At 69.7% G+C, this 24309-nt stretch carries 23 protein-coding genes; 16 read left to right on the forward strand and 7 right to left on the reverse strand.

What is annotated here, in order from left to right; all coding sequences use genetic code 11:
- Positions 1–30: 30 nt before the first annotated feature.
- A complete protein-coding gene (acnA, locus tag ABZX10_RS08055; RefSeq protein WP_355536970.1) occupies positions 31–2847 on the reverse strand; it encodes an aconitate hydratase AcnA in 2817 nt (938 codons plus the stop codon).
- A gap of 169 nt (positions 2848–3016) precedes the next feature.
- Between acnA and ABZX10_RS08060 the strand changes: the two genes are divergently transcribed.
- From ABZX10_RS08060 to ABZX10_RS08095, 8 genes are all read left to right on the forward strand, one after another.
- A complete protein-coding gene (locus tag ABZX10_RS08060; protein ID WP_355536973.1) occupies positions 3017–3634 on the forward strand; it encodes a DUF6676 family protein in 618 nt (205 codons plus the stop codon).
- Positions 3635–3875: 241 nt separating this feature from the next.
- Positions 3876–5345: an NlpC/P60 family protein gene (locus ABZX10_RS08065; RefSeq protein WP_355536976.1), complete on the forward strand. Its 1470-nt coding sequence runs from the start codon at positions 3876–3878 to the stop codon at positions 5343–5345.
- A gap of 96 nt (positions 5346–5441) precedes the next feature.
- Positions 5442–6500, forward strand: coding sequence for a MoxR family ATPase (locus ABZX10_RS08070; protein WP_355536979.1), 1059 nt, complete (start codon positions 5442–5444; stop codon positions 6498–6500).
- Between the two features lie 2 nt (positions 6501–6502).
- Positions 6503–7435, forward strand: coding sequence for a DUF58 domain-containing protein (locus tag ABZX10_RS08075; RefSeq protein WP_355536982.1), 933 nt, complete (start codon positions 6503–6505; stop codon positions 7433–7435).
- Complete coding sequence (locus ABZX10_RS08080) at positions 7436–8419, forward strand: VWA domain-containing protein (RefSeq protein ID WP_355536985.1); 984 nt, start codon at positions 7436–7438, stop codon at positions 8417–8419. It abuts the gene before it with no gap.
- A 60-nt stretch (positions 8420–8479) separates the two neighbouring features.
- On the forward strand, positions 8480–9205 hold the full coding sequence (gene fabG1, locus ABZX10_RS08085; RefSeq protein ID WP_355536988.1) for a 3-oxoacyl-ACP reductase FabG1: 726 nt from the start codon (positions 8480–8482) through the stop codon (positions 9203–9205).
- Between the two features lie 61 nt (positions 9206–9266).
- Positions 9267–10109, forward strand: coding sequence for an NADH-dependent enoyl-ACP reductase InhA (inhA, locus tag ABZX10_RS08090; RefSeq protein WP_355536991.1), 843 nt, complete (start codon positions 9267–9269; stop codon positions 10107–10109).
- Positions 10106–11119 (forward strand): ferrochelatase, encoded by a 1014-nt coding sequence (locus ABZX10_RS08095; protein WP_355536994.1) that lies wholly within the window; start codon positions 10106–10108, stop codon positions 11117–11119. Before inhA ends, ABZX10_RS08095 begins: the two co-directional genes overlap by 4 nt.
- 81 nt (positions 11120–11200) lie before the next feature.
- On the opposite strand, the gene ABZX10_RS08100 is transcribed toward ABZX10_RS08095, so the two are convergent.
- The 3 genes from ABZX10_RS08100 to ABZX10_RS08110 are packed head-to-tail and all read right to left on the reverse strand — an operon-like array spanning position 11201 to position 14341.
- Positions 11201–11977: a hypothetical protein gene (locus ABZX10_RS08100; protein ID WP_355536997.1), complete on the reverse strand. Its 777-nt coding sequence runs from the start codon at positions 11975–11977 to the stop codon at positions 11201–11203.
- A 58-nt stretch (positions 11978–12035) separates the two neighbouring features.
- Positions 12036–13247, reverse strand: a complete 1212-nt coding sequence (locus tag ABZX10_RS08105) for a hypothetical protein (protein ID WP_355537000.1) — start codon at positions 13245–13247, stop codon at positions 12036–12038.
- The gene (locus ABZX10_RS08110) at positions 13244–14341 is read right to left on the reverse strand and encodes a DUF726 domain-containing protein (protein WP_355537003.1); all 1098 of its coding nucleotides are present in this window, start codon (positions 14339–14341) and stop codon (positions 13244–13246) included. The genes ABZX10_RS08105 and ABZX10_RS08110 overlap by 4 nt, the downstream gene beginning before the upstream one ends.
- Positions 14342–14531: 190 nt before the next feature.
- Here ABZX10_RS08110 and ABZX10_RS08115 point away from each other — a divergent pair, with 190 nt between their 5' ends.
- The 8 genes from ABZX10_RS08115 to ABZX10_RS08150 all read left to right on the forward strand — a co-directional run bounded on the left by ABZX10_RS08115 (position 14532) and on the right by ABZX10_RS08150 (position 21831).
- Positions 14532–15638 (forward strand): phosphotransferase family protein, encoded by a 1107-nt coding sequence (locus ABZX10_RS08115; protein ID WP_355537006.1) that lies wholly within the window; start codon positions 14532–14534, stop codon positions 15636–15638.
- The gene (locus ABZX10_RS08120; RefSeq protein ID WP_355537009.1) at positions 15635–16798 is read left to right on the forward strand and encodes a hypothetical protein; all 1164 of its coding nucleotides are present in this window, start codon (positions 15635–15637) and stop codon (positions 16796–16798) included. The genes ABZX10_RS08115 and ABZX10_RS08120 overlap by 4 nt, the downstream gene beginning before the upstream one ends.
- A gap of 5 nt (positions 16799–16803) precedes the next feature.
- Complete coding sequence (locus tag ABZX10_RS08125) at positions 16804–17631, forward strand: DUF3097 domain-containing protein (protein WP_355537510.1); 828 nt, start codon at positions 16804–16806, stop codon at positions 17629–17631.
- A 35-nt stretch (positions 17632–17666) separates the two neighbouring features.
- Entirely contained in the window at positions 17667–18290 is a 624-nt protein-coding gene (locus ABZX10_RS08130) for a TetR/AcrR family transcriptional regulator (RefSeq protein WP_355537012.1), read from the forward strand.
- A gap of 69 nt (positions 18291–18359) precedes the next feature.
- Positions 18360–19265, forward strand: coding sequence for a diiron oxygenase (locus ABZX10_RS08135; protein WP_355537015.1), 906 nt, complete (start codon positions 18360–18362; stop codon positions 19263–19265).
- On the forward strand, positions 19262–20026 hold the full coding sequence (locus tag ABZX10_RS08140) for a DUF4873 domain-containing protein (protein WP_355537018.1): 765 nt from the start codon (positions 19262–19264) through the stop codon (positions 20024–20026). The genes ABZX10_RS08135 and ABZX10_RS08140 overlap by 4 nt, the downstream gene beginning before the upstream one ends.
- Positions 20027–20102: 76 nt before the next feature.
- Positions 20103–20537 carry an NfeD family protein gene (locus tag ABZX10_RS08145; RefSeq protein WP_355537021.1) on the forward strand — a complete coding sequence of 145 codons (435 nt, stop codon included), beginning with the start codon at positions 20103–20105 and terminating at the stop codon, positions 20535–20537.
- A gap of 28 nt (positions 20538–20565) precedes the next feature.
- Complete coding sequence (locus ABZX10_RS08150) at positions 20566–21831, forward strand: SPFH domain-containing protein (protein WP_355537024.1); 1266 nt, start codon at positions 20566–20568, stop codon at positions 21829–21831.
- Between the two features lie 64 nt (positions 21832–21895).
- Here the strand turns inward: ABZX10_RS08150 and ABZX10_RS08155 are convergent, their stop codons facing one another.
- The 3 genes from ABZX10_RS08155 to ABZX10_RS08165 all read right to left on the reverse strand — a co-directional run bounded on the left by ABZX10_RS08155 (position 21896) and on the right by ABZX10_RS08165 (position 24247).
- Positions 21896–22414 (reverse strand): hypothetical protein, encoded by a 519-nt coding sequence (locus ABZX10_RS08155; RefSeq protein WP_355537027.1) that lies wholly within the window; start codon positions 22412–22414, stop codon positions 21896–21898.
- Positions 22411–23022, reverse strand: a complete 612-nt coding sequence (locus tag ABZX10_RS08160) for a hypothetical protein (protein WP_355537030.1) — start codon at positions 23020–23022, stop codon at positions 22411–22413. The genes ABZX10_RS08155 and ABZX10_RS08160 overlap by 4 nt, the downstream gene beginning before the upstream one ends.
- 64 nt (positions 23023–23086) lie before the next feature.
- Positions 23087–24247, reverse strand: coding sequence for a TDT family transporter (locus tag ABZX10_RS08165; protein WP_355537033.1), 1161 nt, complete (start codon positions 24245–24247; stop codon positions 23087–23089).
- Positions 24248–24309 lie beyond the last annotated feature (62 nt).

Genomic DNA, 24309 nt, shown 5'->3' on the forward strand with positions numbered 1-24309 from the left:
CCGCCGTCACTCGTGGTCGACGGTCGTCGATCAGCTGTTGACCATGTTCCGCAGCACGTACTGCAGGATGCCGCCGTTGCGGTAGTAGTCCGCCTCACCGGGGGTGTCGATGCGGACGTCCGCATCGAACTCGACCTTGGTGCCGTCCAGCTTGGTGGCCGTCACGTGCACCGTCTTCGGGGTCACACCGTTGTTCAGCTCGGTGATGCCCGCGATGTCGAAGGTCTCCGTGCCGTCGAGGCCGAGCGTCTTCCAGGACTCGCCCTTCGGGAACTGCAGCGGGACGACGCCCATGCCGATCAGGTTCGAGCGGTGGATGCGCTCGAAGGACTCGACGATGACGGCCTTGACGCCCAGCAGGCTGGTGCCCTTGGCCGCCCAGTCGCGCGAGCTGCCCGAGCCGTACTCCTTGCCGCCCAGGACGACCAGCGGGATGCCGGCGGCCTGGTAGTTCTGCGACGCGTCGTAGATGAACGACTGCGGGCCGCCCTCCTGGGTGAAGTCGCGGGTGTAGCCGCCCTGCGTGCCCTCGAGGCCGATCGTGTCCAGGACGCGGTTCTGCAGGCGGATGTTCGCGAACGTGCCGCGGATCATCACCTCGTGGTTACCGCGCCGGCTGCCCAGCGAGTTGTAGTCCTTGCGGGCCACACCGTGCGCGTCGAGGTACTGCGCCGCCGGGGTGCCGGGCTTGATCGGGCCGGCGGGGCTGATGTGGTCGGTGGTGACCGAGTCGCCCAGCAGCGCCATGACGCGGGCGCCCGAGATGTCGGTGACCGGCGCGGGCTCCATCGTCATGCCGTCGAAGTACGGTGCCTTGCGGACGTAGGTCGAGTCCTCGTCCCACTGGAAGGTGTCGCCCTCGGGGGTGTCCAGGTTCTGCCAGCGGTGATCACCGGCGAAGATGGTCGAGTAGGACTTGCGGAACATGTCCTGGCTGATGGCGTTCTTGATCGTGTCGTCGATCTCCTGCGCCGACGGCCAGATGTCCTTGAGGTACACGTCGTTGCCGTCGTGGTCCTTGCCCAGCGAGTCCGTCTCGAAGTCGAAGTCCATCGTGCCCGCGAGGCCGTACGCGATGACCAGCGGCGGCGAGGCAAGGTAGTTCATCTTCACATCGGGGGAGATGCGACCCTCGAAGTTGCGGTTGCCCGAGAGCACCGCGACCACGGTCAGGTCCTCGTCGTTGACGGCCTTGCTGATCTCGTCCGGCAGCGGGCCGGTGTTGCCGATGCAGGTGGTGCAGCCGTAGCCGCCCAGGTAGTAGCCGAGCTTCTCGAGGTACGGCCACAGGCCGGCCTTCTCGTAGTAGTCGGTGACGACCTGCGAGCCGGGGGCCATGTTGGTCTTGACCCAGGGCTTGGTGGTCAGGCCCTTGTTGACGGCGTTGCGGGCGAGCAGCGCCGCGCCGAGCATGACCGACGGGTTCGAGGTGTTGGTGCACGAGGTGATGCCCGCGACCGCGACCGCGCCGTGATCGAGCACGAAGGTGCCGCGCTCACCGGTCACGGTGACCGGCTTGGACGGACGGCCCTCGGCGCCGTTGGCGGCCGACTGGACGTTGACGGCACCGTCGTCCGCGAAGCTGAGCTTGGCGGGATCCGAGGCCGGGAAGGACTCCTCGATCGCCTCGTCCAGCTGCGTGTGCGGCGCCGGGTTGTTCTGCTCGACGTAGTTGTGGATGTCCTTGCGGAAGGCCGTCTTCGACTCCGACAGCAGGATGCGGTCCTGCGGGCGCTTCGGGCCGGCGATCGACGGGACGACGGTGCTCAGGTCGAGCTCGAGGTACTCGGAGTACGCCGGCTCGCGGTCGGCATCGTGCCACATGCCCTGCTCCTTGGCGTACGCCTCGACCAGCGCGAGCTGCTGGTCGGTGCGGCCGGTCAGGCGCAGGTAGTTGATGGTCTCGCCGTCGATCGGGAAGATCGCCGCGGTGGAGCCGAACTCGGGGCTCATGTTGCCCAGGGTCGCGCGGTTGGCGAGCGGCACCTCGGCGACGCCCTTGCCGTAGAACTCGACGAACTTGCCGACGACGCCGTGCTGACGCAGCATGTCGGTCACGGTGAGCACCACGTCGGTCGCGGTGACGCCCGGCTGGATCTCACCGGTGAGCTTGAAGCCCACGACGCGGGGGATGAGCATGGAGACCGGCTGGCCCAGCATGGCCGCCTCGGCCTCGATGCCGCCGACGCCCCAGCCCAGGACGCCCAGGCCGTTCTCCATCGTGGTGTGCGAGTCGGTGCCGACGCAGGTGTCGGGGTAGGCCTGGCCGTTGCGGGTCATGACGACCGGCGCGAGGTACTCGATGTTGACCTGGTGGACGATGCCCATGCCCGGGGGGACGACCTTGAAGTCGTCGAACGCGCCCTGGCCCCAGCGGAGGAACTGGTAGCGCTCGCCGTTGCGCTGGTACTCGAGGTCGACGTTGCGCTCGAGCGCGTCGGCCGTGCCGAAGACGTCGAGGATCACCGAGTGGTCGATGACCATGTCGGCGGGGGAGAGCGGGTTGACCTTGTTCGGGTCGCCGCCGAGCGCCGTGACGGCCTCGCGCATGGTGGCGAGGTCGACGATGCACGGGACGCCCGTGAAGTCCTGCATGATCACGCGCGCCGGCGTGAACTGGATCTCGACGCTCGGCTCGGCCGACGGATCCCAGTTCGCCAGGGCGTTGATGTGATCGGTAGTGATGTTCGCGCCGTCCTCGGTCCGCAGCAGGTTCTCTGCGAGGACCTTCAAGGCGTAGGGCAGCTTCTCGGTGCCGGGCACGGCGCTGAGGCGGAAGATCTCGTACGACTGATCGCCCACCTCGAGCGTGCCGCGCGACGAGAAGGAATCGATGCTCTTGCTCACGTCAGCTCCACTCAACGTTTGTGGTGTGCACCGACGGGCTGTGTCGGTGCCTGAAACCGATAATACAGTACGCTTGTCCTGTGAGAGGTCATTGGGCTGAACCTCGCTGGACGCAGCTCATTGTGCCTCGTTCCGGGTCCGATCGTGGGCGTGTCGTACTGTGAGGGCCATGGGGCCCGTGCCGATCATCACCGCTGTACCCGCCGACGTGGACCTGTCGGCCCTCGAGGCGGACCTCGCGCACGACGGGGTCGCCGTGCTGAATCCGGCTCATCAGGATTCGGTGCCTCAGCTGGCCGCCGTGGTGCGTGACGCTCGGGCCAAGGGGATCGAGAACTTCAAGGTGGTCGTCCTCGCGCACGACTACGACCCGGACACCTCGCTGCGCGACCTCGGCACCCAGGTCGGCAAGGACATGAAAGCCAAGGGCGAGGACGCGATGACGATCCTCGTGATGTCACCCAACCAGGTGGCCGGGTACTCGACGCAGCTGAGCCGGTTCCAGATCGAGAAGGGGCAGGACGGCCACACCGGACGGCTCGCGCTCAACAATCCGCCCAAGGCCACGCAGGACTTCGTGGACGTCGCGCACGACGCCACCTTCCCGTGGACGGCCGTCACCGTCGCCCTCATCGTGTTCGTCGCGGCGCTCGCCGGAGTGGCCCGGTCCGTGACGCGCAGGCGCAGCCGGGCGGTCGACGCCGCGCGCCGGGCTGCTGTCGCGCCCGGCGGAGTGTCGGGCACCGTCGAAAAGAATGGCGCTGCGACCGCTCCGTCGAACGAATAGCGCACATTCATTCGAAATTCCAGCTGTGTGATTCACGGCCGGTGTCCGATTCGAAATCGTTCATCCATTGCATCGTCGATGCAGTTCAGTACCGCTTTCTGCGAAGTCACACGTGTGTAGTTTGTGATTACTGTTTTCTATTGTTGTGAAAGTGCCGTACGGTACATCTGAAGCCAATGTTGTGCGTGTTGCACACGCGTACTCATCGGGTCTGAACGAGTCTTGAGTTGAGGGAGACACCTTGAGGCGTACGGCACACCCCGCCACGAACATCGCTGCGCGGTCGCTGCTCGCGGTCGTCGCCACCGGTTCGCTGATGGTCGGGACCGTGGCGGCCACCGGCTCCGCCACGGCCGAGCCCGGCGGCGACAATACGAACCCGGCGAACGTCGTCGCCACCCTGGTCGACCGCATCGCGCAGGCCGACCAGCGCATCGCCGACCTGCGCGGAGACGTCGCGACCAAGCGGCAGTCCGTCAACCGCGCCGTGGTGGACCTGCAGTCCGCACAGGACGCCGCGCGTGCCGCCACCGGCGCCGTGAAGGTGTCCGAGACCGCGGTGACGGAGTCGAACACGCGGATCAAGACGGCCCAGGACACGTTCGACACCGTCGTGCGCGCCGCGTACGAGCAGGGCAACAGCGCCGGCGCACTGGTCAACACGCTCGGTGGTGCCGACCCCGGCGTCGCCGTGGACCGTGCGACGACCCTGCGGATCGTGGCGGACAAGCAGCGCGTCGCGTTGGGCGACCTGCAGGCCGCGAAGGCTCGCGCCGAGGCCTCCCGTACCGCCGCCCGCGCCGCCAAGGTGCAGGCCGACTCCGCCGCCGCTGCCGCGGTCGAGCGGAAGAAGACCGCCGAGGACTCCATCACCACGACGGTGGCCGCGCTCGGCACCCAGGAGCAGGAGCAGGCCAGGCTCACGGCCCAGCGCACCCTCGCGCAGCGGGCCCTGGATGAGGCCAAGCGCGCCGACGACCGCGCCGCGCAGCAGAAGATCTACGCGCAGTACGTCGTCGACGAGCAGCAGACCCAGCAGATCGCGGCTCCCGCCGCGGCGGCGGCACCCGCGGCCCAGGCCGCCCCGGCCGCAGCGGCTCCGGCGCAGGCGGGCACCGTCGACTCCGCGGATCCGCTGGCCGCGGCCCGGACGTTCGCGCAGGGCATCGTCGGCCAGGCGTCGTCGCTGTTCAGCAACCCGTTCGGCGCCGTGACGGGGCAGACGGCACCGGCCGCCGCGGCGCCCGCCGCACAGGCGGCGACCAGCGCCGCCGGCATGACCGGCGCGCAGATGATCGAGACCGTGATCCAGCGGGGCATGTCGGTCATCGGCGTGCAGTACGCCTGGGGCGGCGGCAGCTGGAACGGCGCCACCAAGGGCGTCCGCGACGGCGGCGTCGCCGACAGCTACGGAGACTTCAACCGCGTCGGCTTCGACTGCTCCGGCCTGATGGCGTACATGTACGCGGCCGTCGGCATCGCGCTGCCCAAGTACTCCGGGTACCAATACACGACCGGAAACAAGGTGCCGATCAGCCAGCTCAAGCGCGGCGACATGGTCTTCCGCGGTCCCGGCGGCACGCAGCACGTCGCCATGTACCTGGGCAACAACCAGATCCTCGAGTCGCCCCAGTCCGGTGGTGCGGTGCGGATCGCTCCCTTCGACGCCTCGACCTTCCTGTCGCAGGGCGTCCGCGTGATCAACAGCTGACCGCCGACGATTGCGTACTCTCGTGGGAGTGGGCCGTGACGGCCCGGATCGGACGGGCCCGCGCGGGCCGGGGGAACGACGACGAAGGGGTCTTGCGTGACGCATTCTCAGGGGCTGGAGAACGGGACGGGCGGTGCCGCCTCGACCGATGAGGTCAAGCTGCTGGAGCGGGCCGTGTACGAGGTCAAGCGCGTGATCGTGGGCCAGGATCAGCTGGTCGAGCGCATCCTCGTGGGCATGCTCGCGAACGGCCACGTCCTGCTCGAGGGCGTCCCGGGCGTCGCGAAGACCCTCGCGGTCGAGACCTTCGCGACGGTCGTCGGCGGCTCCTTCTCCCGCATACAGTTCACGCCCGACCTGGTGCCCTCCGATCTCGTCGGTACGCGCATCTACCGGCAGGGCAAGGAGCAGTTCGACACGGAGATCGGACCGGTCTCCGCGAACTTCCTGCTCGCCGACGAGATCAACCGTGCTCCCGCGAAGGTGCAGTCGGCGCTGCTCGAGGTGATGGCGGAGCGGAAGGTGTCCATCGGCGGTAGGACCTACCCGATGCCCGATCCCTTCCTGGTGCTCGCGACGCAGAACCCCATCGAGAACGAGGGCGTCTACCCGCTGCCCGAGGCGCAGCGCGACCGCTTCCTGTTCAAGGTCGTCGTCGGCTATCCCTCGATCGAGGAGGAGCGCGAGATCGTCTACCGGATGGGCACCACGCCGCCCACCCCGTCCCAGGTACTCGACCCCGCGACCGTGCAGCGCCTGCAGCGCGCCGCGAGCGAGGTCTTCGTGCACCACGCCCTCGTCGACTACGTGGTCCGCGTGATCGCCGCGACCCGCACGCCGCGCGAGTTCGGGCTCGACGACGTCGCCTCCTGGGTCACCTACGGCGCCTCGCCGCGCGCGACCCTCGGCATCGTCGCCGCCGCCCGCGCGCTCGCGCTGCTCCGCGGCCGCGACTACGTCGTCCCGCAGGACGTCGTCGAGATCATCCCTGACGTGCTCCGGCACCGTCTGGTCATGAGCTACGACGCGCTGGCCGACGAGGTGACCCCCGATCAGGCGATCGGCCGGGTCCTGCAGACCGTCGCGCTGCCGCAGGTCGTGGGGCAGGCGGTGCCGCAGCAGCAGTTCGTGCCCGCGCACCAGCCCCAGGTCTGACGATGCCGCACGCCCCGCTCCCGAGCTTCGCCGGCGGCGAGGTCGACGAGTCCCGCATGCAGGCGTCGCTCAAGACCCTCGAGCTGCTCGTGCGACGTCGGCTCGACGGTGTCCTCAAGGGCGATCACCAGGGCCTGCTGCCCGGTCCCGGTTCCGAGCCGGGGGAATCGCGCCCGTACACGCCGGGCGACGACGTCCGGCTGATGGACTGGTCGGTCACCGCGCGCACCACGCACCCGCACGTGCGGCAGATGATCGCCGACCGCGAGCTGCAGACCTGGATCGTGGTCGACCTGTCCGCGTCGATGGACTTCGGGTCCACCGGTGGCACCAAGCGGGACCTCGCCGTCGCCGCGTCGGCCGCGGTCGTGCATCTGGTCAGCGGCGCCGCGAACCGCGTGGGCTGCCTGGTGAGCAACGGTGCGCAGCTGGTCCGGGTCCAGCCGAAATCCGGCCGCGCGCAGCGGCAGAAGGTGCTCAAGGCGATCGCGACGGCCCCTCGGGCCGTCGAGGGCACCCGCGGTGATCTGCGCATCGCGCTCGATGCGCTGCGCCGGCCCGAGCAGCCGCGCGGCCTGATCGTGGTGATCAGCGACTTCCTCGGCGACGTGGACTACGTCCGCGAGTTGCGCGGTCTCGCCGCGCGGCACGAGGTGCTGGCCGTCGAGGTCCTGGATCCCCGCGATGTCGAGCTCCCGGCGGTCGGCGAGATCGCCCTGCGCGATGCCGAGTCCGGCGCCGTCCGCGAGCTCACCGTCACGCCCGACCTGCAGGAGCGGTTCGCGGCGGCCGCGCAGGCGCACCGCGCGCAGGTCGCCCGGACATTGCGCGGCGTGGGCGCGCCGATCCTCGAGCTGCGCACCGACCGCGACTGGCTGGCCGACATCGTGCGGTTCGTCGCCGCACGCCGACGTGGATTGGCTGGTGCTTCCTAGATGGGCGGATTGACCTCGCTCGCCACCCCGATCTGGCTGCTGGGCATCCTCGTGGTGCTGGCCATCGTGGCCGGGTACGTCTACAACGAGCGGCGCCGGGACAAGCGCGCGCTGAAATTCGCGAACATGACGGTGCTCGACTCGGTGGCACCACCCGGCCGCAGCCGGTGGCGGCACGTGCCCCTGGCGCTGCTGAGCGTCGGACTGATCCTCATGATGATCGCGCTGTCGGGGCCGCAGGCCATGCGCAAGGTGCCGCGCAGCAAGGCGACGGTCGTCCTCGTCATCGACGTGTCACTCTCGATGCAGGCGACCGACGTCAGTCCCAATCGGCTCGACGCGGCCAAGGCTGCGGCGAAGAAGTTCGTCGGCGAACTGCCCGCCGGGATGAATCTCGGCATCGTGTCCTTCGCCGGCACCGCGCAGTTGCTCGTCTCGCCGACCCCCGACCGGTCCCTGGCGACCAACGCGATCGACCACCTCGACCTCGCTCAGCGCACCGCCACCGGCGAGGGCATCTACGCGGCGATCCAGTCGATCAAGAACATCCGGGACGTGCTGGGCGGCAAGGACAACGCGCCGCCGGCCCGGATCATCCTCGAATCGGACGGCAAGCAGACCGTGCCGACCGACCTCGACGACCCCCGCGGGGGTTTCACCGCGGCGCGCAAGGCCAAGGAGGAGGGGATCCCCATCTCCACCATCTCCTTCGGTACGCCGGGCGGCACCGTCAGCATCGAGGGGCAGAACATCCCCGTCCCCGTCGACGACGCCTCCCTGAAGAAGATCGCAGACCTCTCGGGCGGCCAGTTCTTCTCCGCGTCGTCGCTGAGCGACCTCAACCAGGCGTACGGCACGCTGCGCGACGAGATCGGCTGGGAGATGCAGAAGGGCGACAACTCCCGGGTCTGGGTGCTCTGGGGAACGGTGCTGCTCGTCCTGGGCGCGGCGGGCGCCGTGGCGTACAACCGGCGGCTGCCGTGACACGCTGCCGGATACCCGGAGATTTCCCCGCTCGCGCGGGCGATTGATACGTTGTCTTCCATGTCGACATCTGAATTCACGCCCCGGTCCGTCCTCGTCACGGGCGGTAACCGCGGCATCGGCCTGGCGATCGCCCAGCGCCTGGCCGCCGACGGTCACAAGGTGGCCGTGACGCACCGCGGTTCCGGCGCCCCCGAGGGCCTGTTCGGCGTGCAGTGCGACGTCACCGACACGGAGTCGGTCGACGCCGCCTTCAAGACGGTGGCCGAGCACCAGGGCCCCGTCGAGGTGGTCGTCGCCAACGCCGGCATCACCGAGGACACCCTCCTCATGCGCATGAGCGTCGAGAGCTTCGAGAAGGTCATCAACTCGAACCTCACCGGCGCCTTCCGCGTCACCAAGGCCGCGACCCGCGACATGCTCAAGAACCGCTGGGGCCGCTTCATCTACCTCGGCTCGGTCGTCGGCCTCATGGGCACGCCCGGCCAGGCCAACTACGCCTCCTCGAAGGCCGGCGTCATCGGCCTCGCCCGCTCGGTCACCCGCGAGCTCGGCGCCCGCAACGTCACCGCCAACGTGATCGCGCCCGGCCTCATCGACACCGACATGACCCGCGATCTGCCCGCCGAGTACACCGAGACCGCCGTCAAGCAGGCCATCCCGGCGAAGCGGATGGGCCAGCCCGAAGAGGTCGCGGCCGTGGTCTCGTTCCTCGCCTCGGACGACTCCTCGTACGTCTCCGGCAATGTCATCAACGTCGACGGCGGCCTGGGCATGGGCCACTAGGCGCTACGGCGCACCGTCGAACCAGCACAGCAGCACCCGAAAACCTGAAGGAGGCACGTCCGTGACCGGACTGCTCGAAGGCAAGACCATCCTGATCACCGGCATCATCACCGATGCCTCCATCGCGTTCTCGGCCGCCAAGGTGGCCCAGGAGCAGGGTGCCAAGGTGATCATCACCGGCATCCCGGACCGGCTCCGCCTGATCGACCGGATCGCCAAGCGCCTCCCGCAGGAGGTGCCGCCGGCGATCCCGCTCGACATCACCGACGAGGAGTACCTGGGCGCGCTGGCCGACAAGGTCCGAGAGCTCGCACCCGAGGGCATCGACGGCGTGCTGCACTCGATCGCCTTCGCTCCCCGCACCCTGATGGGCCCGGACGCGCTTCCCTTCCTCGAGGGCCCCGGCCCCGACGTGGCGAAGTCCTTCGAGATCTCCGCGTGGAGCTACGCCTCGCTGGCGCGCGCCGTGCTGCCCGTGATGAACGAGGGCGGCTCCATCGTGGGCATGGACTTCGACCCCCGTACCGCGCTGCCGGACTACAACTGGATGGGCGTGCAGAAGGCCGCCCTCGAGTCGGTCAACCGCTACGTCGCCCGCGAGGTCGGCTACGCGAAGAAGATCCGCTCGAACCTGGTGGCCGCCGGCCCGATCAAGACCCTTGCGGCCAAGGCGATCTCGGGTACCGCGACCGACGACGCCAAGAAGCTGAACATGCTCAACACGTACTGGGACGGCGCCTCGCCCATCGGTTGGAACGTCGACGACCCGGAGGTCGTGGGTAAGAGCGTCTGCGCGCTGCTCTCCGACTGGCTGCCCGGCACCACCGGTTCCATCGTCTACGTCGACGGTGGCGCCAGCCACAACACGTGGTTCCCCGAGGAAATGATCAACGCCCAGTCGTGAGCCACGACGCGCTGCTGGTGCTCTCCTTCGGAGGGCCCGAACACCCCGACCACGTGCGGCCCTTCCTCGAGAACGTCGTACGGGGTCGTGGCGTACCACCCGAGCGGCTGGACGCCGTCGAACAGCACTACCTGCGGTTCGGCGGCGTCTCGCCGATCAACGAGCAGAACCGTGCGCTGATCGCGGCCGTCTCGGAGGAGTTCGACCGCCGGGGCCGCGACCTGCCGATCTACTTCGGCAACCGGAACTGGCATCCGATGATCGAGGACACCGTCGCGCGGATGAAGGACGACGGCATGCGCGACGCTCTCGTCTTCGCCACCTCCGCGTGGGGCGGTTTCTCCGGCTGTCGGCAGTACGACGAGGACATCGCCCGCGCGCTGGCCGCCGTCGGTGCAGGGGCGCCGAGGCTGACGAAGCTGCCCCAGTTCTCCGATCACGAGTTGTTCCTGGACTGCTTCGCCGACGCCGCCGCGGCGGCGCTGGCGACGGTGCCGGCCGGTTCGCGCCTGGTGTTCACCGCACACTCCATCCCGGAGGCCGCGGACGTCAATTCCGGTCCGCCCGGGGTGTCGAACCTGTACTCGCGCCAGGTCCGCGACGCGGCCGCGAACGTCGCCGCCCGGCTGGGGACGGATCACGACGTGGTCTGGCAGTCCCGCTCCGGCCCGCCGCAGGTGCCGTGGCTCGAGCCCGACATCTGCGACCACATCCAGGCGCTGTGGGACGAGCGGGTGCCCGGCGTGGCGGTCGTGCCCATCGGCTTCATCTCCGACCACCTCGAGGTGATCTGGGACCTCGACACCGAGGCCCGCTACCTCGCGGCCGAGCTCGGCATGCCCTTCGCCCGCGCCGCCACACCGATCCACGACCCGCGGTTCGCCGCCATGGTCGCCGACCTGGTCGACGATGCCGATGCGGGCCGGTCGTCCGGGCTCGGTGTCAGCGTCGACGGTGCCGCCTGCGTCGAGGGCTGCTGCCCGGCGGTGCGGCGGCCCGTCCGCGCGTGACCTCAGGATGTCGGGTTCTGGTGCGTCGGAGGTGCGTCAGCGCACGTCCGGGGCCGCAGAACACGACATCGTGAGCGTCACTCAGCCCCGGAGTTCGTCGCGGCACACCGCGTTGACGGCCGCCACGCGGGCGGCACGGACGGTGCGCCACAGGTCGCGGTAGGCGGCGTCGCCTCCCTGCGCGGACGCGAGGGTGAGTCCGGCGTAGGGGTTCTCCGCGCCCGCGACCAGCAGGATCGCCTCCACCATCCCTGCGCTGTCGAGCACGCGGTGGGCCCGCTCGGTGGCTCCCAGGGGCAGCCGGTGCGCACCCAGGTAGCGGGTCAGCTCCATGACGAGGCGCCGGGGGTCGTCGGACGCGTCGGGCGCGGGCGGCAGGCCGGCGAGGGCCGACGGTGCCTCCCGGACCGCGCTGCGCAACTGCTGTTCGGCGCCGCCCAGCGGCATCGGGTCCGGGTCGACGAGGGCGGGTTCGTGCAGGAAGGCCCGCCAGCGCATCACGTCGCCTGCCTCGGGCGTCGGCACCAGCGCGATCGTGGACGACGCGCCGTCGAACAGGACGACCTCGCCGCGCGCCAGCGCCGCCTGCTCCAGGTCGGTGCCGGCGGGCAGCCCGCGCGCGTCGCCCGGCGCCGGCAGCAGCAGCCGGACGGCGTGCGGCTCCAGCGCGCGGATCTCGGCCAGCAGGTCGGGGAGGTCGCCGTCGACGACGGACTGCACCGGCGCCCACTCGCCGAGCGCCGCGAGCAGCTCGTCCGTGCCCGCCGAGCCCGCGAGCCACGCCGACGACCACACGGCGAAGCCTTGGGCGGGCCCGGCGGTGGCGCGGCGTGCGAGGGTGGCGACGGTGGAACTCATGGCTATCGAGCGTAGCCCCGTCGCGGTCGACGTGCCGTCATGGCGGCGCTCGGTTGCCCTATTCAGCAGCCTGCCCGAGCGCCTCGATCCGGTCCACGAGGTCGAGCTGCCACGGCTGTGCGGTGGCTAGTACGAGTTCTTCCCACGTTCGAGCACTGGGGATCCTGGAGGCGCGATAGCTGTCGGCAACAGCACTCGCGGCAAGTGTGCCCGTCCTCAGGAGTGCAGGGATGTTCGCGTGGCGGATGTGCGACGGATGGAGGGCGCGAAGCGGCGTTCCCGCCGCGCTGTTCGCAGCTACGACTGCGGCTGTCCGGCCTAGGGAGATCGCGGATACGAGACCGTGGGCGGCGAGTAGCAGCTCGGTCCGACGTCTTTGCTGTGGCCAGTCGAGTTCAGCCGACCCCGTTCGCTGGTAGGCGTCGGCGTGCACGTACGTTCTGATCAGAATTTCGGTGATGAGGACAGTCATGCCCGGTGTCAGAATTCCACTCCGAACGTTCCAGCCGGCGTTCTGTCCGAGTCCGCTGTACGAGTGGAGTGCAAAGCGCCGGATAGCCTCCGAGTCGGATTCGTACAGGCGAGACATACCGGGAATGGGCAGGCTCATCGGGGTGACGACGTCGGCCAACAGGTGTTGACCGAGCTTCACCGCTGCCTCTGCAAACGGTAGAGCCGCGTAGCGACCGTCGACGACATGCATGGGAGCGCCATCCACCCAACGAATTCCGCTGAACTCTCCGGCCATCACTTGACGAATAGCTTCGATCGGCCGTGCCAGGTCATGTCCGGCCGACTTGACACGATGTGCGCGACCACCGAATCCCGGCCCCATGAAGTCGACCGGGAGTTGCTTTCCGCCGGCCTCGAGAGTCTGACCGAGAACGGTGTCGGTGAGGGCCCTGAGTCGATCCCGTACTGCTCCGTCAATCGCGGTGTCGAACCACGAACTGAGGAAGCCGATCAACCCCGCTGAGCCGACCGCGAGGTAGTCGGAGGTCTGCCAGTCGAGTCGGGTCCTACTCCGCCAGAGGTCCCACGCAGCCCGTTGCTCGCTTGTAAGACATGCATCGAGGTCGATCTGGGCCCAGTCGTGTTCGGCACGAAGCGCATCGTTGTACGCCGTCAGTTCTTGATGCGACTGCTGACGTGGACTCTCCCGCAACGCGATGAGAGGCTCGTCGTCACTCAGTGCGGCCGTAATCGCATCGTCGATCATGTTGAGCCGTCTGCTCTGCGTGTCGAGGTTTCGCACGACGTCCTCGTTCATGACGTCGCTCCTTCGGGGAGACGATTGCGGACGACGGTCAGCGTGGCTCGCGCCGATCTCATTCGTTCGACTTCGGACCTCAGTGCCTGGATCTCTTCCTTGAGGTTCGCGTTCTCGCTCTCGCTGTCTGCCTTCTCCTTCCGTAGTGAATCGATCTTGGCGATCAATATGAGTGTTCGATCATTCAGTCTGTTGATGCGTTCCTGAAGGCTCTCGACCACTCGCCGTATCTTCTCGTCGCAATCGGGTGCGTCGGCCAGCACCATGCGGGCAATGAGGTCGAGCTTCACCGCTTCGGTGACCAGTGCGTTAGCCACGAGCGGTGTGAACCTCGATCCGGCGGCTGCGGCTCCGGCGAATGTCACCCCACCGACGCCGTAGATCAGAAACGTTCCACCGGCCACACCGAAGCCTCCTGAGGCCAACGAACCGCCGCCGAGCGCGGCCAATCCGGCCGATGTCGCTGCAGCGCCGGAGAGTCCCATCGAACTGCCGACTGCGGCACCGATCGCTGGGGCGGCAAGGCCGCCCGTGAGTACACCGAGCCCAGCGCCCGCTGCGGCAACAGCGGCAATCCGGCCCCATCTGATCGACTGGCGTCGAAGCGCTTTGAGTAGATCATCCAATTGCGCGGACATCGATGCAAGATCGTCGTCTCGCAGGGCGGAGAAATCTCGGGCAGCGATCTCGAGAGCCTTTGACCTGGCGTTTTTCTGCCAGCTATTGCCGTCGTTCCACGGGGCGAAGGTCATCAATTCGGCGAGAATGATGAGCGCGATCCGTCGCTCGTCTATCTCCGCGGAGAGAGTTGGCGCCAAGGATACGAGGGTGTCCAGTCGTGTGGTGACGGACCTGCCGCGAGCATCCAGAAGTTCGCGAGGCACCCAGCCGGAGGTCGATTCGGATGCGACGGCATCGAGGTAGCCGTCTACGAAGGTGTAGAGGTGGTCGCGCTTCTGGAGTCGTGAACGATCCTTTCCTGTGGCGTCGGCGTCCAACTCGAGCATTCGGGCTTGATGTGCTCGACAGGTCAGGATCTGGCGTTCCGTCAGTTGTAGCTCCGTCTGAAGCGGGTCTGGACTCTCGTCAGTCATGGCGACTCCTTCGCGAAGACCGATTCGGATGATGACGGAACTGTAGCCAACGGATCTGACACGAATCGGCCTATCGACTCTCACCGACGTCGCTGTTGTCGCTCAGAAACAAGGCCGTTGCGTCCGCCGGATCCCGCCGAATTTCTGAAACATGTTCTAGCGAACGCCGCACGGATCTACCCTGGCCTGCATGACCGAATCGGACACCTTCGCCGAGCAGGCCCGCCCGGCCTCCTCGCAGCGCACCCCGGACGAGGTGCGCGCCCAGCTGCAGCAATGGTTCGCCGTGCGCGAACCGGGCGCGGAGGTGCTCGACCTTCACCTACCCGAGGGCAACGGCATGTCCAGTGAGACCCTGCTCGCCTCGGTCCGGTTCGGCGACGGTGAGCGGCGCCTCGTCATCCGCGTCGCGCCCCGTCCGGAGTCCGATCCGGTGTTCCCGAGCTACGACCTGCCGGCTCAGTTCGCCGTCATGCGGCACGTCCGGAGCCACGGGGTGGCGGCACCGTCGTGCCTGTGGGTCGAGGAGGACCCGTCCGTGATCGGGGCGCCCTTCCTGGTCATGGACCGGATCGACGGCGAGGTCCCACCGGACGTCATGCCCTACACGTTCGGCGCCTGGCGACCCGATTCCACCGACGCGGACCTGCGGGAACTCGGCGATGCGTCGGTCGACGTCCTCGCGACGATCCACGGCGTCACCCCGCCGGACGGCGGGCTCCCGATGCCGGAGCCGGGGGAGACGGCTCTCGCCGCGCACCTGCGGCGGCTCCGGGCGTTCTACGACTGGGCGGCGGAGGGGCACCGTCGGGCCCCCGTGGTGGACCGTGCGCTCGCGTGGGCGGCGGCGAATCTCCCGGACCATGCGGACGCGGTCCTCACCTGGGGCGACGCCCGGATCGGCAACCTCATGTACTCCGGCAACACCCCCGTCGCGGTGCTGGACTGGGAGATGGCCACCGTCGGGCCGTGCGAACTGGACCTGGGCTGGTTCGTGTACCTGCACCGCTTCTTCCAGGACCTCGCCGAGCTGGCCGGCTTGCCCGGCCTGCCCGGGTTCCTCCGCCGCGAGGAAGTCGAGCGACGGTACGCCGAGCGTACCGGCCACGTGCCGCGGGAGATGGACTTCTACACCGCGTACGCCGCGATCGTCCACGGCGTCATCATGTACCGGATCCAGACCCGGGCCATCGACTTCGGCGCCTCCGCCCCGCCGGAGAATCCCGACGACATGATCCTCCACCGCGCGAGCATCGAGAAGATGCTCGACGGGACCTACTGGGAGGCCGTGCCGTGACCGGGGCGAAGCGGGGATCGCGCCTGCGCACCTGGAGCGGCTCGCCGCTGTCGCCGGCCGACGACCTCCCGGTCCACCAGGTCGCCGAGGTGATCCGCCACCCCGCGACGTCGGACCGCAACTTCTACGACCGCTACTATTTCAACGCGCACAACGGCACCGCGGACGAGCCCTTCCTGGTGCTCGGCCTCGGCGTCTATCCGAACCTCGGCGTGGTGGACTGCTTCGCCGTCGCGCGGCACGGCGACGACCAGATCGTCTTCCGCGCGTCGAAGGCGCTCGGGGCGGACCGCGCGGACACCGTCGTCGGACCGCTGCGGCTGGAGGTGGTGGAGGGGCTCGAGCGGCTGCGGATCGTCCTCGAGCCGGGGGCGGACTACGACCTCGCGTTCGATCTCACCTTCACCGCGACCGGCCCCGCGCACCTCGAGCCGCGGCACTTCCACCGGCAGCTCGAGCGGGTCACCTTCGACACCCAGCGGTTCGTCCAGGTCGGCTCCTGGGAGGGGCGGCTGACCGTCGACGGTGAGCGGTTCGACGCCAGCACCTGGCGCGGCAATCGCGACCGGTCGTGGGGCGTGCGGCCCGTCGGCGAGGCCGAGCCGCCCGGCCGCCGCGTCACCGAGGCCGGCAACTTCTTCTGGATCTACTCCGTCCTGCGCCTGCCCGAGGCCACGATCTGCGTCGTCCTGCAGGAGGACATCCGTGGGCGGCCGGTCGTCGAGGACGCCACCTGGATCCCGCACGACGGTGCCGAGCCCCGCTGGCTCGGCCACGTCGCCCACGACATCGACTTCGTCTCCGGGACCCGGCAGGCCCGGGCCGCCCGGCTCGCGTTCACGGGTTCCGACGGTGCGCGGACGGAGGTCGAGATCGCGATCCTCACCGCCAACCACTTCGGGTTCGGCACCGGTTACGGCCTCGATCAGGACTGGCGGCACGGCATGTGGCAGGGGGAGGAGAAGGTCGAGGGCCGGCGCTTCCGGGTGTCCGAGCTCGATGTGAACCTGACGATGCTCGTCCCCGTCGAATACCTGGCGACGTGCACCGTCCGGCACCCGGACGGCCGCACCGAGGAGGGCGAGGGCCTGTTCGAGTTCGGCGCGATCGGTCCGCACACGCGCTACGGCTTCACGCAGTACGTGGATCCCGCGCCGTAGACTTGCTGGCCGTGGCGAACAGGTATGGCGACATCTACGCCGGGCACGCGAGCAAGAAGGCGCGGATCGTCCCCGAGGTCCCGGCCGACCGCGACCTCGTGGTCGAGGACGCGGCGACCGGCTTCTGCGGGGCCGTCGTCGGCTTCGACCGCAGCTACGACGGCGACCTGGTCAAGCTCGAGGACGGGCGTGGCAAGGTTCGCGTGTTCGTGATGCGCCCGGCCGCGTTCCTCATCGACGGCAGGCCCGTCACGCTCGTCAGGCCCCGGGTAGCGGCACCGTCGGGCCCGCAGCGCAGTGCCTCGGGCTCGACCCGGGTGGAGGGCGTGAAGGCGCGCGTGGCGCTGCCCAGCCGGATCTGGGTCGAGGGCATCCACGACGCCGCGATCGTGGAGCGGGTGTGGGGCCACGACCTACGCGTCGAGGGTGTCGTGGTCGAGCAGCTCGAGGGCCTCGATCACCTCGGCGATCGGCTCGCGGAGTTCCAGCCGGGCCCGGGACGGAAGGTCGGCGTGCTCGCCGACCATCTCGTCGACGGTTCGAAGGAGTCGCGGATGACGCAGTCCGTGGGCAAGTACGTCATGGTCACCGGCCACCCGTTCATCGACATCTGGGCGGCGGTCAAACCGTCGGCCGTCGGGATCGCGGCGTGGCCGGACGTGCCGCGCGGCGAGGACTGGAAGACCGGCACCTGCAGGCGGCTCGGCTGGGGCACGCCCCAGGACGGCTGGCGGCGTGTGCAGGGCGCGGTGACCTCGTTCCGCGACCTCGACGCGTCGCTGATCGGCGCGGTCGAACGCCTCGTGGACTTCGTCACGGAACCCGATTCCTGACGGTGTTCGGCTCGGCTCGGGGATAGAATCCGCAGGTGGCATCGACCCCGACGACGAAACCCGACACCCGGCAGCAGATCCTGCGCGCCGCACTCGACTGGGTGGACGAGGCGGGACTGACGCGGATCTCGATGGGCGCGCTCGCCAAGCGGGCGCGACTGGCCCGCGCGACGCTCTACCAGCACTTCACCGGCAAGGACGCCCTCGTCGAAGCGGTCGTCGCGAGCGAGCTCGAGAAGTTCTACAGCAGGATCCACGCGTACGCCGATCCGATCGCCGACAACGACGAGCGGCTCGCGGCCGGATTCGCCTACGCCTACGCCTACCTGCGGGAACACCGGGCTCTGCAGCGGGTGCTCGCGATGAGCCCGGCGCTGATCCTCCCGTACATCCACGGCGACTCCCCGCAGATCCAGGAGGGCCGACGGTTCTTCCTCCGCGAGATCCGGCGCGACGAGTACCGCGACGACGCCGATGTCGAGGCGATGGCGGACTTCTTCGTCCGGCAGCTGCATTCGCTCCTGCTCACCCCGCTGCCGCCCGTCGAGGGCCTGGTCGACGGGCCGGACCATCGCGGACCGTCGTCGGCGAACATCGAGGCCGGCCGACGGTACGCCCAGACCTTCGTCATCCCGGCGCGGGCCCAATTCGTGCGATAGACACCCCGACAACCTGGGGAGATAGACAGAATTCTGGACTCTGTCTGCCCGCGGTGTTACGTTCGCCACATGACCGATACGACTCTGCCCGAACGCACCCGCGAGAGCGTGGCCGATCGACTCCTCGGCGGTTCCGTCAAGCGCTCCTACGCGCCCGTCGTCGACATCGACTGGGACGCCCCGATCGACCCGGACAAGTTCTTCCTGCCGCCGCACATGTGCACCCTGTACGGCACCGACCTCTGGAACGCCATGTCCCGTGAGGAGCAGATCGCCCTCTCCAAGCAGGAGATGGTGAACCTGCTCTCGATGGGCATCTGGTTCGAGAACCTGCTCAACCGCCTGCTGCTGCGCGACCTGCTCTCCAAGGACCCCACCTCGCGCGACGCCTTCTACTCGCTCACCGAGATGGGCGACGAGTGCCGCCACATGGTGATGTTCGGCAAGGTCATCGACCGCGTCGGTGAGCGCCCGTACCGCCTGCGGGGCTGGCAGCTCGGGGTGGTGAAGTACGTCCTCGCGCCGGTCATCCGCGGCCAGGCCGTGTGGATCGCCGCCCTCGTCGGCGAGGAGATCTTCGACGCGCAGCAGCGGCAGATCAAGGACGATCCGGACCTGCAGCCGATCGTCGCGCGGCTCATGCAGATCCACGTCACCGAGGAGGCGCGGCACATCGGCTACGCCCGGGACGGGGCTCGCCGCGGCGTGGCGGGCCGCACCCGACTGCAGACCCTCGTGGTCGGGAACCTGCACGCCGGGGCGGCGTTCGGATTCCGCATGCTCTTCGCGAACCCGCGCATGTACGCGCGCGTCGGGTTGGACGCCAAGGCCGCCTATCGCGCCGCCATCACCAACCCGCACCACATCAAGGCCAAGCAGGACGGCTTCCGCGACCTCGGCCGGTTCCTCGACTCGGTCGGGCTCATGGGCACGTTCGCGCGGTGGTCGTGGCGCAAGGCGGGGTTCCTCGCGTGAGCACGGCGGACGCGCCGCGCATCGTCGTCATCGGTGCTCGCGTCCCGGGCGTCGACGGGGCCGTCATCGCACCGTCGGACGTGGTGGGCCTGCGGTTCCGGCCGGACCGGGACGCGTGGACCGTGACGACCCCGGCGGGGGCGCTGGACTACGACCTGGTGATCCTGCCCGGCACGACCGCCGAGATCGCCGTGCCCGCACTCGATCCGCGCGTCATCCCGCCGGGCACGGTCGGGCCCACCGACGCGGAGAGCGCCTACCTCGGGATGCTCGTCGACGGCGTGCCGAACCTCGTACTCACCGACGGCTCGCACGAGCAGCTCCAGACGCTGCAGGCGTGGCTGACGTGGATGTACACCGAGGCCGCGACCCGGATCCTGTCCCGGCCGCCCGTGACCGCGCGGTGGATCCAGCGCGGGCGGCGCCGGCCATCGCGCCCCGACCGGGACGCGATCGACCTGTCCAACGACCACGTCCGCGACGAGGGCGTGTACACCGGATCGGCGGTGTTCCGTTCCGGCGACTACGAGGCGGTGTCGCCGGTCCGGCTCGCCGGCCACCTCGAGCCGCTCGACGGCAACTACCACTGGTACGGCACCGTCGACGACCAGGAGATCGGTGCGGCGCTGAAGAAGATGCCGCGCGGCAGCGTCACGGTGTCCGTCGGCGGGGGAGCGGGCTCGCCCGCGATGGTCACGGATAAGACGGTGTGGGGCACCTACCGTCTCGTGGGTGTGGGGGCCCCGCCGTATCCGCTCTGAACACCAGCCGCGGGCACCGCCGCGTCCGTGTCGGGGATCCTCGCAGCGGCTGACCGGTTTCTGGCAGGATCGAGGTGTGGCAGCGGCGCTCTGGCTCATCGGCGCGATCCTGCTGGCCGTGGCGGAAACGGCGGCCGGCGAGTTCACCCTGCTCATGCTCGGCGGCGGCGCACTCGTCACGGCCGGGGTGACGGGCGTGTTCACCCTGCCGCTATGGGCGCAGGGGCTGGTGTTCGCGCTGTCGTCGGTCGCGTTCCTGCTCCTGGTGCGCCCGCCGCTGCGGCGGTACGTCGAGCGCAAGCGGGGCGACGCACCGTCGTACCTCGAATCGCTCCCCGGGACGAAAGCCCGGGTCCTGCAGGCCGTGTCGGGAACCGATGGTGGTCGGGTCATGATCGGCGGCGAGGAGTGGTCGGCGCGCACCCCGTACGAGGGGGCCGCGATCCCGATCGGCGCCGAGGTGACGATCGTGGAGATCGACGGTGCCGTGGCGATCGTGGTCGACAGCTGACGAAGACCCACAACGGAGAGGAAGAGGCATGGACGGCATAGGAATCGGGCTGGTCGTACTCGTCGTACTGATCCTCGCGGCGGTCGTGGTGCTGGTGAAGGCACTGGTGCTGGTCCCGCAGGCCCAGGCGGCGGTGATCGAGCGGCTCGGCCGGTACACGAAGACGGTGTCCGGCCAACTGGCGCTGCTCATCCCGTTCATCGACACGGTGCGCGCCCGAGTGGACCTGCGCGAGCAGGTCGTGTCCTTCCCGCCGCAGCCGGTGATCACCCAGGACAACCTGACGGTGAACATCGACACCGTCGTCTACTTCCAGGTGACCCGGCCCGAGGCCGCGGTGTACGAGATCAGCAACTACGTGGTCGGCGTCGAGCAGATCACCACCACCACGCTGCGCAACGTGGTCGGCGGCATGACCCTCGAGGAGACCCTGACCTCGCGCGAGAAGATCAACGGCCAGCTGCGCGGCGTGCTCGACGAGGCCACGTCCCGCTGGGGCCTGCGTGTCGCGCGGGTCGAGCTCAAGTCGATCTTCCCGCCCCCGTCGATCCAGGAGTCGATGGAGAAGCAGATGAAGGCGGACCGCGAGAAGCGCGCGACCATCCTCTCGGCCGAGGGGCACCGGGAGGCCGCCATCAAGTCGGCCGAGGGCGACAAGGCCAGTCGGATCCTCCTGGCCGAGGGCGAGCGCCAGGCCGCGATCCTCGCGGCGGAGGCCGACCGTCAGGCCGAGATCCTGCGCGCCGAGGGCCGACGGGCCGCCGCCTACCTCGAGGCGCAGGGCGAGGCCAAGGCCATCGAGACCACCTTCTCGGCCATCAAGTCCGGCCGCCCCACACCCGAGCTGCTGGCCTACCAGTACCTGCAGACCCTCCCCGAGATGGCCCAGGGCGACGCGAACAAGGTGTGGGTGGTGCCGAGCGACTTCAACGCCGCGCTGCAGGGCTTCATGCGCAACCTCGGCACGCCGGGATCCGACGGCGTGTTCCGGTTCGAGCCCTCCGAGGACGCGCCCGCGACCGCGCCGGACATCGACACCTCGGGTTGGTTCGAGACGCCGGAGCCGGTGGCGCCCGTCGTGGTCACCAAGGACGAGGTGCCCGACGCCCCGATCGTGCCGACGACGAAGCCCGCCGGGGCCGCTCCGGATCCGGAGACCGTGCAGCCCGCGGACGCCACCGCGCAGCTGCCGCTCGGACAGGGCGCCGCGCCGTGGCAGCAGTCGCCGTACGAGGTGCAGCAGCCGGGCCTCACCCCGCCGCAGCACGCGCAGGAGCCGCAGCGGGACTACTGATCGGAGGCCCCGATCGGCCGTCTCCGGAGGGGCGACGGACGAGGACCGGGTGGCGACGGACGAATCACCTCCCGAGCGCGACCGCCGTCCCGGCGCACGCCGTGGCCCACAGCACCGAGACGAAGGTGCCGATGATGAACTGCTCGGCCGCGCCGGGATTGCGCAGCTCCGGGTAGCGGGCCAGACCCTTGGCGGCCACGATCACGGCGAGGCCGGCGGCGAAGTTCGCGAGGACGCACACCGCGATCGCGGCCCGTTCGAGCACTCCGATCGCGAGGCCGCCGCGCAGCGGCGACTCGGGAACGGGCGCACCGTCGGACCGCTCGCCCTCGGTATCGCCGCTCTCGGGCGCGGGATCGGGGCCGTCCCGGCCGGTCGCGCCGGCGAGTGTGAACGCGGCGGTCACCAGCGCGCTGCCGCCCGCCATCGCGGCGACGACGGCCGCGACGCGCGCGGCCGCGCCGACGAGCACGGCGGGGATCGCCGCCGCCACGACGCCGGCGACGCCCTCCGTGCCGCGGCGCGCGACGATCACCCCGGCGCCGGCGGCCGCGAGCAGGAGGACGATGACCAGGGCGATCACCGCGCGACCCCCGGATCTGCGGACGACGCCGCATCGGCCGCGCCCAGCAACTCGATCGCCAGCGCGCGCCCCGCCGGCTCGACCGACCAACCCGCCGCCGCCGCCCGCTGGGACGCCGCCTGACGCGACACCCCCAGCTCCGCCGCCGCGGCCGTGATCGACATGCCCGTGTTCAGCAACGCGGTCACCTCCCGTCCCTCCCGTGATCTGCGGCCCACGATAAGGCCGAGCACTGACAGGATCGCCTCGGCGCGTGCGGCGACGGCACCGTCGGCACCTCTGACCTGCACGGGAACGGCGACGCCCTTGGCGGCCTCCACCGCCTCTCGCGCTGCCTCGAAGGCGCGGCCCCTGCCCGCTCGGGTCTGGTCGGGGAGCGGCAGCTCGACGGTGCCCGTCCCGATCCCGACGCTCCAGTGCCCGTCGGCCAGCAGCTCGAGCGCCGCATCGACCGCGACTGCGGCGTCGTCGGTCACCGCCTGCAGTTCATCGCCGGCTGTCCGGTCGGGTGTGCGGAGCCAGGCGAGGGGTGACAACAGGGCGAGGGCCGCCTCGACCCTGTCGGAATCGGAGCGGCTGCCCCGCTGGTCGGCAGTGACGACGATCATCTCGCAAGTGTAGAGACTTGCATCCAGTAACAGCAAGGGGTGAGCCTTGCTTTTCTGCGGTGATTCAGGCGGCGAGCGCGGGGTGACGGAGGAGGGCGCCGCTGACCACCGCGCGGGTGAACGTCCCGCGAGCGGCCGCGACCCACCCGGCGACCAGGCCGAGGAAGAAGGCGACCGCCAGCAGCGCGTATCCGGTGGCACCCGTGGCTACCGCCATCGCGCTGAAGCCGGTGGCGCAGGTCCCGACGGGGAAGGTGAAGGACCACCAGGTCAGGGCGTACGGCAGGCCGTGCGGTGTCCCCAGCGCGGTGCGGGCGGTGAGCACGAGTGCCACCGCGGTCCACATCAGGACGGCCACGGTGACAGTCCAGCCGTAGTCCGTGCCGAAGCGCTGCAGATTCGCCGCGAGGTCGGGGGTCACAGCGAGGTGGGCCGTCGATCCGAGGCCGTTCGCCGCGGTGATCGACTGTCCGAGCGGACCGAGCACGATCCATACGGTGGGGATCATCGGCGCCGCCCAGAGGGGGCCGCGCAGCAGGCGCAGCACGACGGCGGGCAGCACGATCAGCGACGCGGCCAGGGTGAAGGCGAAGCAGCCATAGCTGAACCACAGCAGCGAGACACGGACGGCGCCCTCCGGGGCGTACGGGAGCAGGACCGCGCCGCCGGCGGCGGTCACCATGGGGGAGACCACGGGCATCAGCCAACCGGCGAAGGCCGCGTCCGACCGGTAGTGGCCGCCGCGGATCATCAGCGCGGGGATCAGCAGGGCGAAGAACAGACCCAGCGTCGTGCCGACCACCCAGAGCGTGCCGCCCAGCGCAAGCGCGGCCGTCACCCCGATCCAGTCGCGGCCCACCAGCACGGACCCGATGCCGACCGTGAGGAAGGCCATCGCCATCGCGCCGTAGAAGTTGCCGATCACGGGGTCGCGATGGTGCCGGCGCGCGAACGCGGGGTACCGGACCCAGTGCGCGACCGTGCCCGCGGTGAGGACCGCGAGCAGCAGGGCCGCCAGCATCCACACCGCCGCCGCGGCCGTGCGCAGGCCGGGCACATGGACCGGCAGACCGACGGCCGCGTTCGCGATGATGCCGGTACCCATCACCGCGGCGAACCAGTTGGGCGTGAGGTTCGAGACGGCCTCCCACGGGCTGCGGAGGTCGCGCCACAGGCCGGACGGGGCGGGTCCGGCGGGGCGGGCAGTGGTGGTCATCGCGTGCATGGGTCCACCTTCTCGCCGGATCGCGGCGACCGGTACCCACAGGGCTCCTATCTACCCATAGA

The sequence above is a fragment of the Tsukamurella sp. NPDC003166 genome (assembly GCF_040611135.1).
GTDB lineage: Bacteria > Actinomycetota > Actinomycetes > Mycobacteriales > Mycobacteriaceae > Tsukamurella.

Bases quoted from the DNA above. Each gene is read 5' to 3' on its own strand.
- ABZX10_RS08150 (WP_355537024.1), top strand. From the start codon at position 20,566: ATGGACGGCATAGGAATCGGGCTGGTCGTACTCGTCGTACTGATCCTC.
- ABZX10_RS08105 (WP_355537000.1), bottom strand. From the start codon at position 13,247: ATGAACGAGGACGTCGTGCGAAACCTCGACACGCAGAGCAGACGGCTC.
- ABZX10_RS08160 (WP_355537030.1), bottom strand. From the start codon at position 23,022: ATGATCGTCGTCACTGCCGACCAGCGGGGCAGCCGCTCCGATTCCGAC.
- ABZX10_RS08060 (WP_355536973.1), top strand. From the start codon at position 3,017: ATGGGGCCCGTGCCGATCATCACCGCTGTACCCGCCGACGTGGACCTG.
- ABZX10_RS08165 (WP_355537033.1), bottom strand. From the start codon at position 24,247: ATGCACGCGATGACCACCACTGCCCGCCCCGCCGGACCCGCCCCGTCC.
- ABZX10_RS08135 (WP_355537015.1), top strand. From the start codon at position 18,360: ATGACCGATACGACTCTGCCCGAACGCACCCGCGAGAGCGTGGCCGAT.
- ABZX10_RS08080 (WP_355536985.1), top strand. From the start codon at position 7,436: ATGGGCGGATTGACCTCGCTCGCCACCCCGATCTGGCTGCTGGGCATC.
- fabG1 (WP_355536988.1), top strand. From the start codon at position 8,480: ATGTCGACATCTGAATTCACGCCCCGGTCCGTCCTCGTCACGGGCGGT.
- ABZX10_RS08115 (WP_355537006.1), top strand. From the start codon at position 14,532: ATGACCGAATCGGACACCTTCGCCGAGCAGGCCCGCCCGGCCTCCTCG.
- ABZX10_RS08110 (WP_355537003.1), bottom strand. From the start codon at position 14,341: ATGACTGACGAGAGTCCAGACCCGCTTCAGACGGAGCTACAACTGACG.
- ABZX10_RS08100 (WP_355536997.1), bottom strand. From the start codon at position 11,977: ATGAGTTCCACCGTCGCCACCCTCGCACGCCGCGCCACCGCCGGGCCC.
- ABZX10_RS08075 (WP_355536982.1), top strand. From the start codon at position 6,503: ATGCCGCACGCCCCGCTCCCGAGCTTCGCCGGCGGCGAGGTCGACGAG.